Here is a 14,916-nt window from a genome sequence, read left to right as displayed (position 1 = left end):
TTTGCCTAAAATGTGGGCAATTTCAGCAGAATTACAGTTTTGTTTCTGTTGATTTAACCAGCCTGTGTTATTTTTGCTAACTGTTATCGGCGTGAGCTTTCTATTAACGGAATTTGGTGCGGTATGAAAAGAAAGGTAATATCGGGTGTTTATCTGGGATTATTGTTTATTGCAACTTTAATACTGGTTTTTGAAAAAAGTGAAGATATTTACCCAGCGCTGATAGCTGTCGGTGTGTTTGGTGTGATATTTGGTCTGGTGTTTTTTGTGTCAGCCCGGTTACTGTTTTCTGCTGCCTTTACCGGAACACTGTTTATTATCTTTAAATTCCTGAATCAGATAAAGGTTCATTACTACAAAGAACAGCTGATGTTCTCTGACCTTAACCTGATGTTTGATCCTTCTAATCAGGAAACATTGCGACACTATTGGCTGGCTGGCCTGGGAATTGTCGCTATGTTTATCTGGTTGATGTTTAATATGACTCTGAGCTGGAAAAAATCATCGCCTTTACGTAGTTTCAAATGGCGTACTGCCAGCCTGGTGCTGGTTGCGTTCTGTACATGGGAAGTGAGCGTTACCGCTAACGCGTTTAGAGATCAATGGGAATCTTCACTGCCAAAAGGGCGTGGTACAGTGACCAATATGGTGATGTCAGCTAAAGATGCCAAACATCGTGTGCCTCAGTTTGGGCAATCATCCGATTATTTCCTGCAACAGGCTAAAAATGTCACTCTGCCTGTGCCTCAGTCAGAAATCAAACCCGATGTGGTGGTGTTATTGCAGGAGTCTACTGTTACCCCGCATATCTATCAGTTGCCTGATGGTGCCCATCTGCCGGATCTTTATATGTTCCAGCGGGATCCCGGGGTCAGCGCACAAAGTCCAATGCGGGTACAAACTTTCGGTGGGGGTACCTGGTTATCTGAATTCTCTGTCCTGACGGGGTTGAATACCGATGATTTTGGCTCGCGCAAAAATGCTGTTTTTTATTTCATCGTTGATCACCTGAAATACAGCTTATTCCGCGAGATGAAACAGAATGGCTATTACACTGTTGTTCTGACACCATTTAATAAATCCTCCTATCATTCTGGTCATGCTTATCAGACACTGGGTGTTGACCGTATTATCCAGCCGCAGGAGTTAGGGTATCCCGCCAGCCCTGATGAAAATTTGTGGACCATCTCTACACAAGAGATGTTGAGTTATGTGAAAGAAATTTTGGCGCAGGAAACCGATAAGCCGGTGTTTATTTTCTCACTGACTATGTATGAACATGGCCCATATGATGGAGATCATTCAGATGATTACGGACTTTCCGGGCATGTGAAAAATTCACAGGCGGTTGGTAAATTCAGTCATTATATGGAGAAAATTAAGGCTTCTGACCCGGCAATCAAAGATTTCAGTGAGTTTGTCGCTAAACGGGAAAAGCCTACCATTTTTCTCTACTTTGGTGATCATCAACCCAATATTGAACTAGGTCAGTACAATAGCGTATTTTTAAATCCGGGTTATATCACTCAGTTCACTATGCGGGATAACCTAAAACAGGGAAACCCTGTTCATACTAATGAGCTGACGGATATTTCATTCCTTGGTGGAATGATTATGGAGAGGGCTAAACTGGATGCTTCACCTTTCTACCGGGCGAATATGACGATGCGTCACCTTTGTCGGGGAGCGCTGGATGATTGTCAGGATAAAGCGCTGGTGGATAGTTACAAACACTATATTTATCAGCAATTAGAAGTGGCAGGTAAAAAGTAAGCCATAAAAGAATAAGTGGGTGGGTGTCATATGAATATGGCGCTTGCCGCACTTCAGATGTCGGTAAACACTCTCCAATTTCAACTTTCTGCAACTGTTTTTCAATTTCACTCTCAATCATTTTTCTTATCGGACTGTTCGCATACCTATGTTAGACGTGTCAGAGGCGAGCAACAACGGATGAAGTAATCAGTCTGGTCCGATCTGACAGGGAGCAGTCACATTGATATCACATAATTATACAGGCCGACTTTTATTGAGGCTGATTGATGTTAAAGTATAAATATTTCTTATGCATTTTATTCGGATATTTAAAGATGACTAAATCCGTATCAGATACCACTCTAGGTTATTTCTATGGCTATGGTCAGGCAATTGGTGATGCGACAGGTATGTCTTCTGAACGATGGATCTTGCAATAAGTGGCTGCATTTTGGCTGGATAGACTGAAAGAACTTTATGACTTTATTGGTGCCGGAATGGACATCATGGAGTCTGTTCCTTGTGCTCTGGTCATGGTGGATTGAGTTGATGGTCATTCGGTTCGGTGTGTGATTTTTTGCGCCAACCTCGGGGGAGATGCGGATGCCATCGGTACCATGGCCGGGGCCATTTCTGGGAAGCGATCTTTATCTACCGTAAATAGGATTATCAACAGTGGGTTTATTGATGGTCTGTTGATGTGGATCCCAGTTCTGGATTATTTGCCTCTTTCTTTGTCAGTCTGATGGAATTATGGCTTATATTTTGCCAATAAAAGGAGGGACTAATGGGGGGGTTACTGCCGATTACCGTAATTGGTGCTGCCGCAGGTGATATTGTTCTTAGCTTACCAAGGCTTCCTCGCAGTGGTGAAGACCAGGAAGCAAAAGAAATTGATCAACAGATTGGCGGTTCAGGTTTTAATGTTGCCCGGGCTTTGGCTCGCCTGCAAATCCCTGTGGTTAATGGTATACCCGTTGGTAACGGGTATTGGGGGAGGCGGATAACTAAAGAGATGCAGGCTCTTGGGCTTGAGGTTACATTAACCAACTCATCGCTTGATAATGGCTGGTGTCTGGCAATGGTTGAACCGGATGGTGAAAGAAGTTTTGTCTCTGTTAGTGGTTGTGAGGTTGACTGGAGTTCGGCAATGCTCTCGGCTATTGCTTTGCCGGAAAGGGGATATATCTACTCCAGTGGTTATGTCATGGCGAGCAAAACAACGGCGATTTTGTGTGACTGGTTATTGGCGTCACCCCCAGGACAGACATTATTGCTGGATTTTGGTCCCCGTTTACCCAATATAGATTCCGCTTTCATTGATGCATTGCCTGTTGGCCGAACTATTTTGACACTGAATCGTGATGAAATGACTATGTTGTGTGGGGAAGGTGATCCTGTCGTTCAGGCCGGCAATTATTCCAGCAAAAGAAAAATCACTATTATCTGTCGGTTAGGTTTACAGGGGACATGGATATGTTTGCCTGATCGTGACCCAGAACATGTTGCTGCCTATAAAGTGAAAGTGGTGGATACCATCGGTGCGGGTGACGCTCATAGTAGTGGCATGCTGGCTGGTTTATCACAGGGAATGTCGCTGAAAGATGCTGTTGAACTTGGCAATCGCGTTGCTGCCATTGTTGTCAGTCGTTCTGGTGCTGCGGGTACGCCGACCATAAAAGAACTAAAGGAATTTGTGTTTGAATAATTATCAATCAAATACAAGGGATTCAGGTTTCTAAAGGTGTGATTAAAATGAATGCATTACATACAGGTTGGAAACGAAAAATAACTCTTTTTTTATTAGCTGAAACAATTTCTCTGCTTGGTTCTTCTATTGTCCAATTCTCGATTGTCTGGTATATCACCTTAAATACTTCATCAGGAGAAATGCTGGCTATTGCGGTACTTTGCGCATTTCTTCCACAGGTATTAATCTCTTTATTTGCCGGTGTTTGGGCTGATACTTACAACCGTAAGTTACTCTGTATTGCCTCTGATGCGCTGATTGCATTAGTGACTCTTGGTTTGGCGATCTCTTTTATGCTTGGATTTAAGAGTATTGAGCTGCTATTTGTGGCACTGATTATCCGCTCGTTTGGTACGGGCATTCAGGCTCCGGCGGCCAGTGCTATCATTCCACAACTGGTCCCGAAAGAGAAACTGTTGCGGGTTAATGGTCTTAATACTTCTCTGAATTCACTGACGATGCTGGCTTCTCCAGCCATTAGTGGTTTTTTGTATTCTCAGACTTCGATTGAAAATATTCTTTTAGTGGATGTTGTTACTGCTGTTATTGGCATCAGTATTGTTGCATTTATTCCTATTGCCAAAATCGCTTCTGATTCCATACCGGATAATAAATTTCAGGCGATGCTAGCGGGTTTTCGCTATCTGCAAGAGAATAAGCTAATCAGAAATATTTTGATTTTTCTGATTTGTGTTTGCTTCCTGATTAGTCCGGCTGCTTTTTTGACACCTCTATTGGTTAACAGGACATTTGGTGAAGAGTCATGGCGTTTAGCCGTTAACGAAATGACATTTAGTGCCGGAGCATTGTTAGGTGGATTGCTTATTTCTTTTTGGAGTGAATATAAAAATAAACTGCGTATAACGGGAATAGCTTGCACACTGTTCGGTATATTTATGATTGCTCTTGGTAATGCATATTGGTTTCCACTGTATCTGGCATTAAACATCTCTTTGGGCGCTATAACGCCTTGTTTTAACGCACCAATAATCTCTGTTATGCAGGAAAAAGTCGAGCCGGAGATGATGGGGCGAGTATTTAGTTTGGTTCAAATTGCTATGTCCTGCTCTCTGCCGTTAGGTATGGTGATATTTGGTCCAATTGCTGACTATATTAATATTCAACTCCTTTTAATGATATCCGGTGTATTGATATTACTGACTGGTGGGATATTTTTTATGTTTAATGGAGAAGAGAATATAGAAAGTAGCAGAGCAGTTTAATAAAGCGGGTATTGCCAAAGACATCGTGTTCATGGTTTGCTTTGTGCAATACCTGGTACTTGTTTGAAGAGAAAAAAATGGAAAACACAGATAATCATTCGCAGTTTATTATCTATCAAACCGAAGATGGGGAAACCCGATTGGACGTTCGTTTTCAGGATGAAACAGTTTGGCTAACGCAAGCATTGATGGCGGAATTGTTTCAGACAAGCCCGGAAAATGTACAAATGCATTTAAAGCCATATATTTATAGAAGGAGAGCTTGAGCGAAATTCAACAACTAAGGATTTCTTAGTTGTTCGAAAAGAAGGATTAAGGCGAGTCAGAAGAAGTCTTAAACATTATAATCTGGATGCTATTATCTCCGTTGGTTATCGGGTACAGGGCCATACTGCAACTCGTTTTCGCCAAATGTGATGGAGTCTATTACAGTTTTTACAGTGCTACTGGTATACATATACAACAAGAAAAAAGTTGAATGTGCTTTGCAGAAGTCACTTACTCTTTGTTTTTTATAATGGTCGAGCCAATACACTCCGGTTGCCATTATTATCAGGCATACTGATGATACCAGAGGTTTCCATTTGTTCAATAATACGCGCAGCCCTGTTATAGCCGATTCGAAATTGGCGTTGGACTCCAGATATTGATACCCGTTGTTTTTCTATGACGAAAATGACAGCCTGATCAAACAATGGATCAAACTCTTCATCTTCAAGCATTAGTGCTTTGTTATTATTCTCAGGGATAATTTCAATATATTGAGGTTGACCATATGTTTGCCAGGCTTGTATTACTGCGTATATTTCCTGCTCATGCACTAAAGCACCATGTAAACGAAGTGGCTCGACCAAGTTAGGGGCTATGTAAAGCATATCTCCTATGGGCAGTAATTCAGCGCCATTTTGGCCTGAGATAATACGTGAATCAGTTTTATCGAATACTGAAAAAGCAATTCGTGTAGGGATATTACTTTTAATCAGATTGGTAATGATATCAACTGAGATATATCGAGTAGCAAGTATTAGATGAATACCAGTAATATGAGCTTGCTGAACGAGAGATATTAGTAATGTTTCTACCTCCTCACCTGCTTTAAGTATCAAATCGGAAAACTCATCGATCACAATAACAATATTGGGTAATTGCATCAACATTGTCATATTTGCCCCATCAGCAGGGACCCAGAAAGGATTAGGGATAGGGTGTCTCAGATCTGCTGCTTGCTGTACACGCCGGTTATATTCAACCAGACTACGAACGCCAAGTACTGACAGTAGTTTATAACGCCGTTCCATCTCACTGATGCACCAATGTAGCGTATGAACAGCTTCTTCTGTATTGTTAATGATTCTTGTCAGTAAATGAGGTAGTTTTTTGTAAACAGAAAGTTCCAACATGTTCGTATCAATCATGATAAAGCGAACGTCTACCGGTGTAGCTTTATATAGTATGCTAAGAATCATGGAGTGAATAAACGTAGACTTACCAGATCCTGTCATTCCCCCGATTAGCAAGTGCTGCATATGAGTCAAAGTTGTGATGATGGGTTTTCCAGAAATATCTTTGCCCAAAGCTATCGCTAGATGAGAATCAACTTCTCTAAACTGAGCGCAATCCAGAACTGTACGTAGGTAAACGGTATCACGACTATTTTTAAGTACATCCAGGCCGATATATGGTGTACCCGGTATGACTGGCACAACTTGTATAGAAGATGCAGAAAGAGAGCGTGTTATATCGTGAGATAAATTAGCAATCTGGGAAACTTTAATGCCGGATGCTGGAAGCAGATCAAAATGAATATACATTGGCCCTGGAGATATATGCTCCACATTGGCCTCAATGCCATAAGCTGCTAAGCATGATTCTATTGATTCAGCCATTTTAGGCAGTTCTGAACTGGCTACCTGAGCCTCATTTACAGGAGGCAAGAGTAATAAATCAAATGCTGGTAGTTTATTTATCATAGAGTTAGACATAAATCCCTCGGCTTTGACATCTAGAAAGTTTTACTATAATCCAGAGCGTGTTCAGAATTCTGTGTTATCTAAAAACTCCTTAGTATAGCTATTTCGTCAAGATGATCGAATCTGAATATTGGCTGATGGTTTATTGCCTTTAATTTTATGTATTTTTTTGTAATTTGTCCGCTCAACTAGCAGCTCAAAATCCTCAGGATTAATCCTCATATACGGTTTCCTCTTCAACTAGATGCATAATCTTGTTGTTAACTGTGTTTCCATTGTTAAGACAGAGAATATTTCAACTTGCCGGTAATACCGTAGCGGCAAATTTCTACCCTTTTATTTGAATTGAAAGCCAGTAAAAACAGTATCTATACTGGCTTAGTGTAGTGATGTGGAATGCTATGAAAACTTACTCAATATTCTGAATCTGCTCCCGCATCTGCTCAATCAGCACCTTCAATTCAATAGCGGAATTGGTGATATCGGCATTAATAGATTTAGATGCCAGAGTATTAGACTCGCGGTTAAATTCCTGCATCATAAAATCCAGCCGACGGCCGACGGCTTCTTTTTTCTTCAGGATATTGTGGGTTTCTTTAACATGGGCATCGAGGCGATCTAATTCTTCCGCCACATCAAGGCGTTGAGCCAACAGGACCAGCTCCTGTTCAAGACGGTTATTTTCGAGCTGTACCTGAGCTTCTTCCAGTTTAGTTTGCAGGCGTTCCCGCTGCCATTGCATGATTTCAGGCATTTGCTGGCGAACTTTACTGACTTCTTCGGTGACAGCATCCAGACGCTGTTCAATCATGGTCTTAAGTGCAGTACCTTCGGTTTCACGGCTTTGAATGAAAGCGTCCAGTGTTTTCTCCAGCTCTTCCAGCAGTTGGGTACTGATAGCATCCAAATCCTGCTCTTCCGCTGCCATGACACCTGGCCAGCGGAGGATATCAACAGGATTGATTTTACCTTCATTACTCTGTTGTTTGACCCAATTCGCTGCATTTACCAGCTGTTTCGCCAAAGTTTCATTTAGAATGAGTTCGCCTTGAGTGCGTGAGTCCAGTTCGAAACGCAGGTTGCACTCAACTTTTCCGCGAGTCAGACGGGAACGAATGCGTTCACGGATCACTGGTTCCAAGCTTCTGAATTGTTCTGGCAGGCGGATATAAGTCTCTAAATAACGCTGATTAACGGAGCGCAGTTCCCAAGCCGCATTGCCCCATTCACTTTTGATATCTCGCCGTGCAAAAGCAGTCATACTACGAATCATGATTCGTTCCCAATTTAAATAAAAGATTAAGGGATTATAACGCTCGTTGTAGATGCAGGATAGGCATTAGCCCTGTTAGGCCGTATAATGCGCCCCCAATGATGATTTAACAACGGAGATAACACTATGCGCCCAGCAGGAAGAGCGGCAGAGCAAGTGCGCCCTATCACTATAACCCGTAATTACACTAAGCACGCTGAAGGTTCGGTTCTGGTGGAGTTTGGGGAGACTAAAGTGTTATGTAATGCATCCGTTGAAGAAGGGGTTCCCCGTTTCCTGAAAGGTCAGGGACAAGGTTGGGTTACGGCTGAATATGGCATGTTGCCGCGTTCTACTCATACCCGAAATGCCCGTGAAGCAGCCAGAGGAAAACAGGGGGGGCGTACTATGGAAATCCAGCGTTTAATCGCCCGTTCGCTGCGTGCCGCTGTTGATCTGAAAAAACTGGGTGAATATACCATTACCCTGGATTGTGATGTGATTCAAGCTGATGGCGGTACTCGCACAGCGTCTATAACGGGTGCTTGTGTAGCGCTGGTTGATGCGCTGAATAAAATAGTTGCAGCAGGCAAGTTAAAAGAAAGTCCTCTGAAATCAATGGTTGCTGCGGTCTCTGTCGGTATTGTGGATGGTGAAGGCCGTTGCGATCTGGAATATGTTGAAGATTCAGCAGCAGAAACTGATATGAACGTTGTGATGATGGAAGATGGCCGGATGATTGAAGTGCAAGGCACTGCGGAAGGCGAGCCGTTTAGTCATGATGAGTTGTTGTCCTTGTTGTCCCTTGCCAAGGGGGGATTAGAGGACATTTTTGAAGCGCAGAGAAATGCGTTAAAATAATAAGTTGATCAGGCGACATATTAGTCGCCTTTTTTGTGCCTGTTGTATGGCGGCGGATAACCATAACTAAGAGAGAGGAGAGACACCAATGAAAGCCTATCAGCGCGAATTTATTGAGCTTGCGCTAAAAAAACAGGTACTGAAGTTTGGGGAATTTACCCTGAAATCAGGACGTAAAAGCCCGTATTTTTTTAATGCCGGGCTGTTTAATACCGGGCGTGATTTGGCGTTAATCGGGCGTTTTTATGCGGCAGCATTGTTGGATAGCGGTACTCAGTGTGATTTGTTGTTCGGACCAGCTTATAAGGGGATTCCAATCGTAACAACAACGGCGGTTGCATTGGCAGATCACCATGATATTGATATGCCATATTGTTTTAATCGCAAGGAAGCTAAAGATCATGGCGAAGGTGGCACTTTGGTCGGTAGTCCACTTAAAGGAAATGTTGTTCTGGTTGATGATGTTATTACCGCAGGCACAGCTATCCGTGAATCCATGGAAATTATCAAGCAGCATAATGCGACTCTTGCCGGTGTGATGATTTGTCTTGATCGTCAGGAACGAGGGAAGGGTGAAATCTCAGCAATTCAGGAAATTGAAAGAGATTATGGTTGCAACGTGTTTTCCATTATTACCCTGAATGATTTGATTAGTTATTTAGATAGTCAGCCAGAGATGAAAGATCACCTGGATGCAGTGAAGGCATATCGTGAGCAGTACGGTATCTGACAGGTAAGCTTTAAAAAAAGCCCTCGCCCAATAACGGGCGGGGTGAGTAGTAGAATAGCTTATTGTAACTGGGCCAATAATAATGGCCAGCGTGCTTCAAATTCCTGTGTTGGGCGATAGTGGAATTCTGAGCGAACAAAGCGTGATAGCATTCCTTCACAAAACGCCAGTAACTGAGAAGCTAATAACGACTCATCATAACTGAAACCTTGCCCATCACGTAATTTTTTCTCTTTCAAAACTTGACGGATCTGTACTTCAATTCGTTCAAATAATTGATTTATGCGCCCTTGCAGCCGATTTTGTTCAAACATCAGAGCATGGCCTGTCATGATACGGGTCAGACCTGGATTTTTTTCTGAGAAGCCTAGAATCAGAACCAATATCAGGCGGATACGAGTAATAGTGTCTTTTTCGTCTTGCAGAATCAGGTTAATTCGTGAAATTAATGTGTCTTCAATAAACTCGATCAAGCTGTCAAACATCCGGGTTTTACTGGGAAAATGCCGGTACAGTGCAGCTTCGGAAACGCCTACGTTGGCGGCCAGTTTAGCGGTAGTTATCCGCTGGCTGCCATCACTGGATTGCAGCATATGCGCAAGGGCCTGCAAAATCTCCTCGCGCCTGTTTCTTTTCTTCGTATTTTCGTTTTCTGCCATGTCTGACAAGACCTCTGCTAAGAACAGTAAAATAAACAAATCAGCAATTCTTTGCCCAAGAGTATTTTGAGCAAAGAATATGATAATTGGTTAATGATATTAGGTTTTACAGAGATTTATTGGCGACCGGAATGACCAAAACCACCGTTGCCTCTTTCGCTGGTTTCAAAATCTTCTACCAGATTGAATTCAGCCTGAACGACGGGTACAAAAACCATCTGAGCGATACGTTCGCCTGGCTCGATAGTGAAAGTTTTATCACCACGGTTCCAGACCGAAACCATCAGCTGACCTTGGTAATCAGAATCAATCAAACCAACCAGATTACCCAGAACGACGCCATGTTTATGTCCAAGGCCTGAACGGGGCAGAATAACCGCTGCCAGTTGCTCATCGCCAATATGAATAGCAAGCCCGGTCGGAAGAAGTTCAGTTTGTCCTGGAGCCAGTTCGACCGCGTTGTCGAGGCAAGCCCGCAAATCTAAACCTGCGGAACCGGGAGTCGCGTAAGTTGGCAGAGGAAATTCCTGCCCGATACGTGGATCAAGGATTTTAACGTCGATTTTTTTCATCATAGCGTCTGACTATCTCGTCTAATAAATGGTGGCTGAGTAATAACTTATTACTATGAGGTAAGCGGATATTCCCCTCATGCCAGAACAAATGTAGTGCATTAGTATCACTGTTAAAGCCGTGGCCAGTAAGGGATACATCATTCGCACAAATCAGATCCAAATGTTTTTGGTCTAGTTTTTTACGTGCGTATTCTTCCACATTCTGGGTTTCAGCCGCAAATCCAACAACAAAAGGGCGATTTTCTTGCATTGTGGCTACATTGGCAACAATGTCTGGGTTTTTAATCAGAGTAAAAGTAATTTCTTCACCCTGTTTTTTAATTTTTTCTGGGGCAATTTGTTTAGCGCGGTAATCTGCAACCGCAGCACAACCAATAAAAATGTCCTGTGAACCGGCTACTGCCTGTACTTGTTGATTCATTTCCAAGGCGCTGGTTACGTCGATTCGTTTGATACCCGGTGGGGTCGGTAAATTAACGGGGCCTGTGATAAGGGTGACTTCTGCGCCACGTGCCGCTGCGGCCTGGGCGATGGCAAACCCCATTTTGCCGGAGCTGTGATTGCTGATAAAACGGATAGGATCCAGCGCTTCACGGGTTGGTCCGGCGGTAATAGCAAGTTTTAGGCGAGCTAAGTCGTGGCTTGCTTGAAAATGTTTTTCAGCCAGTTCAACAATCGCCATTGGCTCCAGCATTCTTCCAGGGCCAACGTCACCGCAAGCCTGATTGCCACTGTCCGGACCCCACAGGAGCACCCCTCGCTCTTCAAGAATTTTGAGATTATGTTGTGTTGCTTGAGCACGAAACATTTGTTGATTCATTGCAGGTAACACGGCAACGGGCGCCGGGGAAGCCAGACAGACAGTTGTCACCAGATCATTTGCCATACCAACTACCAGACGAGCCAGTAAATCAGCCGTAGCTGGGGCGAGAATAATGAGATCAGCCCATTTGCCAAGTTCTATATGCCCCATAGCAGCTTCCGCGGCCGGATCTAACAGGTCGTCGGAGACGGGGTAACCGGAAACTGCCTGCAACGTTAGCGGCGTAATAAACGCTTCTGCTGCCGGTGTCATCACTACACGTACCTGTGCGCCGTGATCACGCAGGCGGCGTACTAGTTCGGGTGTTTTGTAAGCGGCGATCCCTCCGCTAATACCGAGTACAATCTGTTTGCCGGAAAGTCCTGCCATCGTGGTTGTCCGAATATTAAGTTGCAAGGGTTCTGGATTTTATCACAAGAGATTACAGAGTTGAGGATAGTCTGAACTTTGATAGTGAAAAAGGGTAAGTTTGCGAGCGGCTACGCAGCTTATGAATATGACGTTCGTCCTTATTGTTAAGGCATGGAATACTGTTTGTATCAGATGAAACAGGGGCAGGGAGATGAATATATGGAAGTTGGCATTGCTGAAAATACAGAAGAAATATATTCAAATTTAGCGCCCAGAGAAAAATTACTGGCATATGGTTCAGTTTCTCTAACGGATGCGGAGCTACTGGCTATTTTTCTGCGCACCGGGACCAGAGGGCTTCCGGTTTTACGGATGGCTGAATTTTTGCTGAAAGAATTTGGGTCTCTGTACCATTTACTCTCTGCTGATTATGACACTTTCTGTTCTCATAAAGGGATGGGATTAGCCAAATATGCACAATTGCAGGCTATTGCAGAATTGGCAAAACGTTTTTTCTCTAGTCAGTTCGTTCATGAAGATATTATGAGCAGCCCAAGTGTGACTCAAGAGTATTTGCAAAACTTGTTATCAGGGCGTGACAGGGAAGTATTTGTTGTGTTGTTTCTCAATAATCAAAATAAAGTCATCTGTCATGAGGAAATGTTTAAAGGCACAATCAATAAAGTTGAAGTTCATCCTCGTGAAATTGTCAGATCGGCGATAAAGGTAAATGCTTCATCTATTATTTTGGCGCATAATCACCCATCAGGTCATGCGGAGCCTAGCCTGGCGGATAAAATTGTTACAGACAAAGTCATTAATGCCTGCAATTTGGTTGGTGTACAAGTGTTGGATCATCTGGTTATTGGTCGGCAATGTTGCGTCTCATTTGCTGAACGAGGCTGGATTTAGCCAACTTTTTCAAGCTCCTTGGGGATCTTTAGTTGTGCGGGACTTGAGCGTCAGCGATTGAGGGCGTATACTACGCCACCTTTGAGGATCTTTGGTTTGGCGAGAAGAGCCTATCTCAGCACATTTTCTGAGTAAATGTGAGTCTTTTCAGTAGAATTTGCTGAGATGGGCTCCTAAGCCTGACGAGGCGGCCATACCCAATACAAAGCTCGAGCTGATTTGATTTTTGGAGAATAGACATGTCCCGAGTCTGCCAAGTTACTGGCAAACGCCCGATGAGTGGAAATAACCGCTCTCACGCATTGAATGCGACTAAGCGTCGTTTTTTGCCTAACCTGCATTCCCACCGTTTCTGGGTTGAGTCCGAGAAGCGCTTTGTAACTCTGCGTGTATCTGCTAAAGGTATGCGTGTGATTGATAAGAAGGGTATCGATGCAGTTTTGGCTGAACTTCGTACCCGTGGTGAGAAGTACTAAGGAGCTGAAAAATGGCTAAAGGTATTCGCGATAAAATCAAGCTTGTTTCTTCAGCTGGTACTGGTCACTTCTATACCACTACGAAGAATAAGCGCACTATGCCTGAGAAACTGGAAATGAAAAAGTTTGATCCAGTTGTTCGTCAGCATGTAATGTACAAAGAAGCTAAGATTAAATAACTTTGGCTGATTTGATAAAAAACCCGGCTCTTGGCCGGGTTTTTTGTTGCCTATAGGTTTTATAGTCGATATTCACTCATTCTTCTCAACGTTTCATATATATCCGGTTATTCATAGACGTAAGATGCTGTTTCGCTATACTAACATCTTCCGGCGGGCTGGATATGGAGCCGAAATGGCTAAAGAAAAACTAAATATTTTACATACAGAATCTTCTTGTGGTTGGGGAGGTCAGGAAATTCGTATTCTGACGGAATCCCAGGGAATGATAAAACGTGGGCACAAGGTGGTTATTGTTTGCTGTCCAAATTCTAACATCTACCGTGAAGCAAAATCTTATGGTGTGCCAGTTGTAGCCTTGCCTATTGAGAAAAAACGGTGGTCCAGCTTTCTTGCTATGCGTAACTGGTTGAAAAAAGAAGGCCGTCAGTTTGACGTTATTAATACACACAGCTCGACAGATTCATGGTTGGTTGCTTTGGCTTGTGCAACGTTGAGGCATATGCCGCCGATGGTCAGAACCCGGCATGTATCAACCCAGGTTTCTAATTCAATGACAACCCGTTGGTTGTATCTGAAAGCGTGCCGGCATATTGCGACTACCGGTGAAAAATTACGCCAGCATTTGCATGCCAATAATCGTTATCCATTACAACATATGACATCAGTACCCACCGGTATCAACTTGGATCGTTTCCGGCCGGAAGATAAGAAAGTTTGCCGTCAGCGGATTGGTATTAAGGATAAACCGACATTAGGTGTCGTTGCGACGATGAGAACCTGGAAAGGGCATCGTTATCTGTTAGAAAGTTGGAAGGTTTTACACCAGAAATATCCTGACTGGCAGCTTTTGTTTGTTGGTGATGGCCCACAACGTAAGTCACTGGAACCGTTGGTGAAGCGAGAAGGTTTGTCGGATAGCGTCATTTTTTTAGGTAACCGTCAGGATGTTCCTGATTGCTTGAATGCGATGGATTTATTTGCATTACCTTCTTTTGGTAATGAAGGCGTGCCGCAAGGGATTATGCAGGCAATGGCGTGTGGGATACCTGTTGTATCAACCTCGGTTGGCGCGATTACCGAAGCGGTAGTTGATGGTGAAACGGGTTATATCGTGGAACCCAGAAATGTAGAGCTATTGACAGAAAGTTTAGAGTTGTTGATTCATAGTAATGAACTGCGCTTGCAATTCAGTCATTCTTCATTAGCGCGGGCAATTGCTTTATTTGGAATGGATAATATGCTGGATAAAATGGAAAAGATCTTTTTTCACAGCATTAAAGGTAAGAATCATTAACACTCTTTAAGATTATTCTCGGTGCTATCCTTTGACTTATGGTTCTGGACGAAAAGTAATTTATTGATATTAAATGGCTATAAAGTTGATTGTGGTTTAATTA

16 protein-coding genes are annotated in these 14,916 nt (G+C 43.2%); 11 read left to right on the top strand and 5 right to left on the bottom strand.

What is annotated here, in order from left to right; genetic code table 11:
• Window positions 1-123: 123 nt before the first annotated feature.
• From ABR397_RS01570 to rhuM, 5 genes are all read left to right on the top strand, one after another.
• Window positions 124-1,773: an LTA synthase family protein gene (locus ABR397_RS01570; protein ID WP_350304170.1), complete on the top strand. Its 1,650-nt coding sequence runs from the start codon at window positions 124-126 to the stop codon at window positions 1,771-1,773.
• Between the two features lie 769 nt (window positions 1,774-2,542).
• Window positions 2,543-3,463, top strand: a complete 921-nt coding sequence (locus tag ABR397_RS01565; RefSeq protein WP_350304169.1) for a PfkB family carbohydrate kinase — start codon at window positions 2,543-2,545, stop codon at window positions 3,461-3,463.
• Window positions 3,464-3,510: 47 nt separating this feature from the next.
• Window positions 3,511-4,728 (top strand): MFS transporter, encoded by a 1,218-nt coding sequence (locus ABR397_RS01560; RefSeq protein WP_350304168.1) that lies wholly within the window; start codon window positions 3,511-3,513, stop codon window positions 4,726-4,728.
• A gap of 77 nt (window positions 4,729-4,805) precedes the next feature.
• Window positions 4,806-4,994, top strand: coding sequence for a hypothetical protein (locus ABR397_RS01555; protein WP_350304167.1), 189 nt, complete (start codon window positions 4,806-4,808; stop codon window positions 4,992-4,994).
• Complete coding sequence (rhuM, locus tag ABR397_RS01550) at window positions 4,972-5,145, top strand: RhuM family protein (protein ID WP_350304193.1); 174 nt, start codon at window positions 4,972-4,974, stop codon at window positions 5,143-5,145. The genes ABR397_RS01555 and rhuM overlap by 23 nt, the downstream gene beginning before the upstream one ends.
• A 95-nt stretch (window positions 5,146-5,240) precedes the next feature.
• Here rhuM and ABR397_RS01545 read toward each other — a convergent pair whose 3' ends face one another.
• Both ABR397_RS01545 and ABR397_RS01540 read right to left on the bottom strand, forming a co-directional pair.
• Window positions 5,241-6,710 (bottom strand): DNA translocase FtsK, encoded by a 1,470-nt coding sequence (locus tag ABR397_RS01545; protein WP_350304166.1) that lies wholly within the window; start codon window positions 6,708-6,710, stop codon window positions 5,241-5,243.
• A 397-nt stretch (window positions 6,711-7,107) separates the two neighbouring features.
• Window positions 7,108-7,971, bottom strand: a complete 864-nt coding sequence (locus ABR397_RS01540) for a YicC/YloC family endoribonuclease (RefSeq protein WP_021324117.1) — start codon at window positions 7,969-7,971, stop codon at window positions 7,108-7,110.
• Window positions 7,972-8,097: 126 nt separating this feature from the next.
• Between ABR397_RS01540 and rph the strand changes: the two genes are divergently transcribed.
• Both rph and pyrE read left to right on the top strand, forming a co-directional pair.
• Window positions 8,098-8,811 carry a ribonuclease PH gene (gene rph / locus ABR397_RS01535; protein ID WP_350304165.1) on the top strand — a complete coding sequence of 238 codons (714 nt, stop codon included), beginning with the start codon at window positions 8,098-8,100 and terminating at the stop codon, window positions 8,809-8,811.
• A gap of 88 nt (window positions 8,812-8,899) precedes the next feature.
• Window positions 8,900-9,541 carry an orotate phosphoribosyltransferase gene (pyrE, locus tag ABR397_RS01530; RefSeq protein WP_021324115.1) on the top strand — a complete coding sequence of 214 codons (642 nt, stop codon included), beginning with the start codon at window positions 8,900-8,902 and terminating at the stop codon, window positions 9,539-9,541.
• A gap of 59 nt (window positions 9,542-9,600) precedes the next feature.
• On the opposite strand, the gene slmA is transcribed toward pyrE, so the two are convergent.
• The 3 genes from slmA to coaBC form a co-directional block, all read right to left on the bottom strand.
• A complete protein-coding gene (gene slmA / locus ABR397_RS01525; protein ID WP_070974914.1) occupies window positions 9,601-10,200 on the bottom strand; it encodes a nucleoid occlusion factor SlmA in 600 nt (199 codons plus the stop codon).
• Window positions 10,201-10,316: 116 nt separating this feature from the next.
• Window positions 10,317-10,775: a dUTP diphosphatase gene (gene dut, locus ABR397_RS01520; RefSeq protein WP_036838854.1), complete on the bottom strand. Its 459-nt coding sequence runs from the start codon at window positions 10,773-10,775 to the stop codon at window positions 10,317-10,319.
• Window positions 10,753-11,967, bottom strand: coding sequence for a bifunctional phosphopantothenoylcysteine decarboxylase/phosphopantothenate--cysteine ligase CoaBC (coaBC, locus tag ABR397_RS01515; protein ID WP_350304164.1), 1,215 nt, complete (start codon window positions 11,965-11,967; stop codon window positions 10,753-10,755). The genes dut and coaBC overlap by 23 nt, the downstream gene beginning before the upstream one ends.
• A 201-nt stretch (window positions 11,968-12,168) precedes the next feature.
• Here coaBC and radC point away from each other — a divergent pair, with 201 nt between their 5' ends.
• The 4 genes from radC to ABR397_RS01495 all read left to right on the top strand — a co-directional run bounded on the left by radC (window position 12,169) and on the right by ABR397_RS01495 (window position 14,813).
• Window positions 12,169-12,861 (top strand): RadC family protein, encoded by a 693-nt coding sequence (gene radC, locus ABR397_RS01510; protein WP_350304192.1) that lies wholly within the window; start codon window positions 12,169-12,171, stop codon window positions 12,859-12,861.
• A 239-nt stretch (window positions 12,862-13,100) separates the two neighbouring features.
• Window positions 13,101-13,337 carry a 50S ribosomal protein L28 gene (gene rpmB / locus ABR397_RS01505; protein WP_004265123.1) on the top strand — a complete coding sequence of 79 codons (237 nt, stop codon included), beginning with the start codon at window positions 13,101-13,103 and terminating at the stop codon, window positions 13,335-13,337.
• Between the two features lie 11 nt (window positions 13,338-13,348).
• Window positions 13,349-13,516: a 50S ribosomal protein L33 gene (gene rpmG / locus ABR397_RS01500; RefSeq protein ID WP_010847629.1), complete on the top strand. Its 168-nt coding sequence runs from the start codon at window positions 13,349-13,351 to the stop codon at window positions 13,514-13,516.
• Between the two features lie 175 nt (window positions 13,517-13,691).
• On the top strand, window positions 13,692-14,813 hold the full coding sequence (locus ABR397_RS01495) for a glycosyltransferase family 4 protein (RefSeq protein WP_350304163.1): 1,122 nt from the start codon (window positions 13,692-13,694) through the stop codon (window positions 14,811-14,813).
• Window positions 14,814-14,916: the final 103 nt, after the last annotated feature.

Source organism: Photorhabdus viridis (genome assembly GCF_040256935.1).
Classification (GTDB): domain Bacteria; phylum Pseudomonadota; class Gammaproteobacteria; order Enterobacterales; family Enterobacteriaceae; genus Photorhabdus; species Photorhabdus viridis.
Note: the sequence above shows the minus strand (reverse complement) of the source record. Positions and strands in the feature narration are given on the sequence as shown.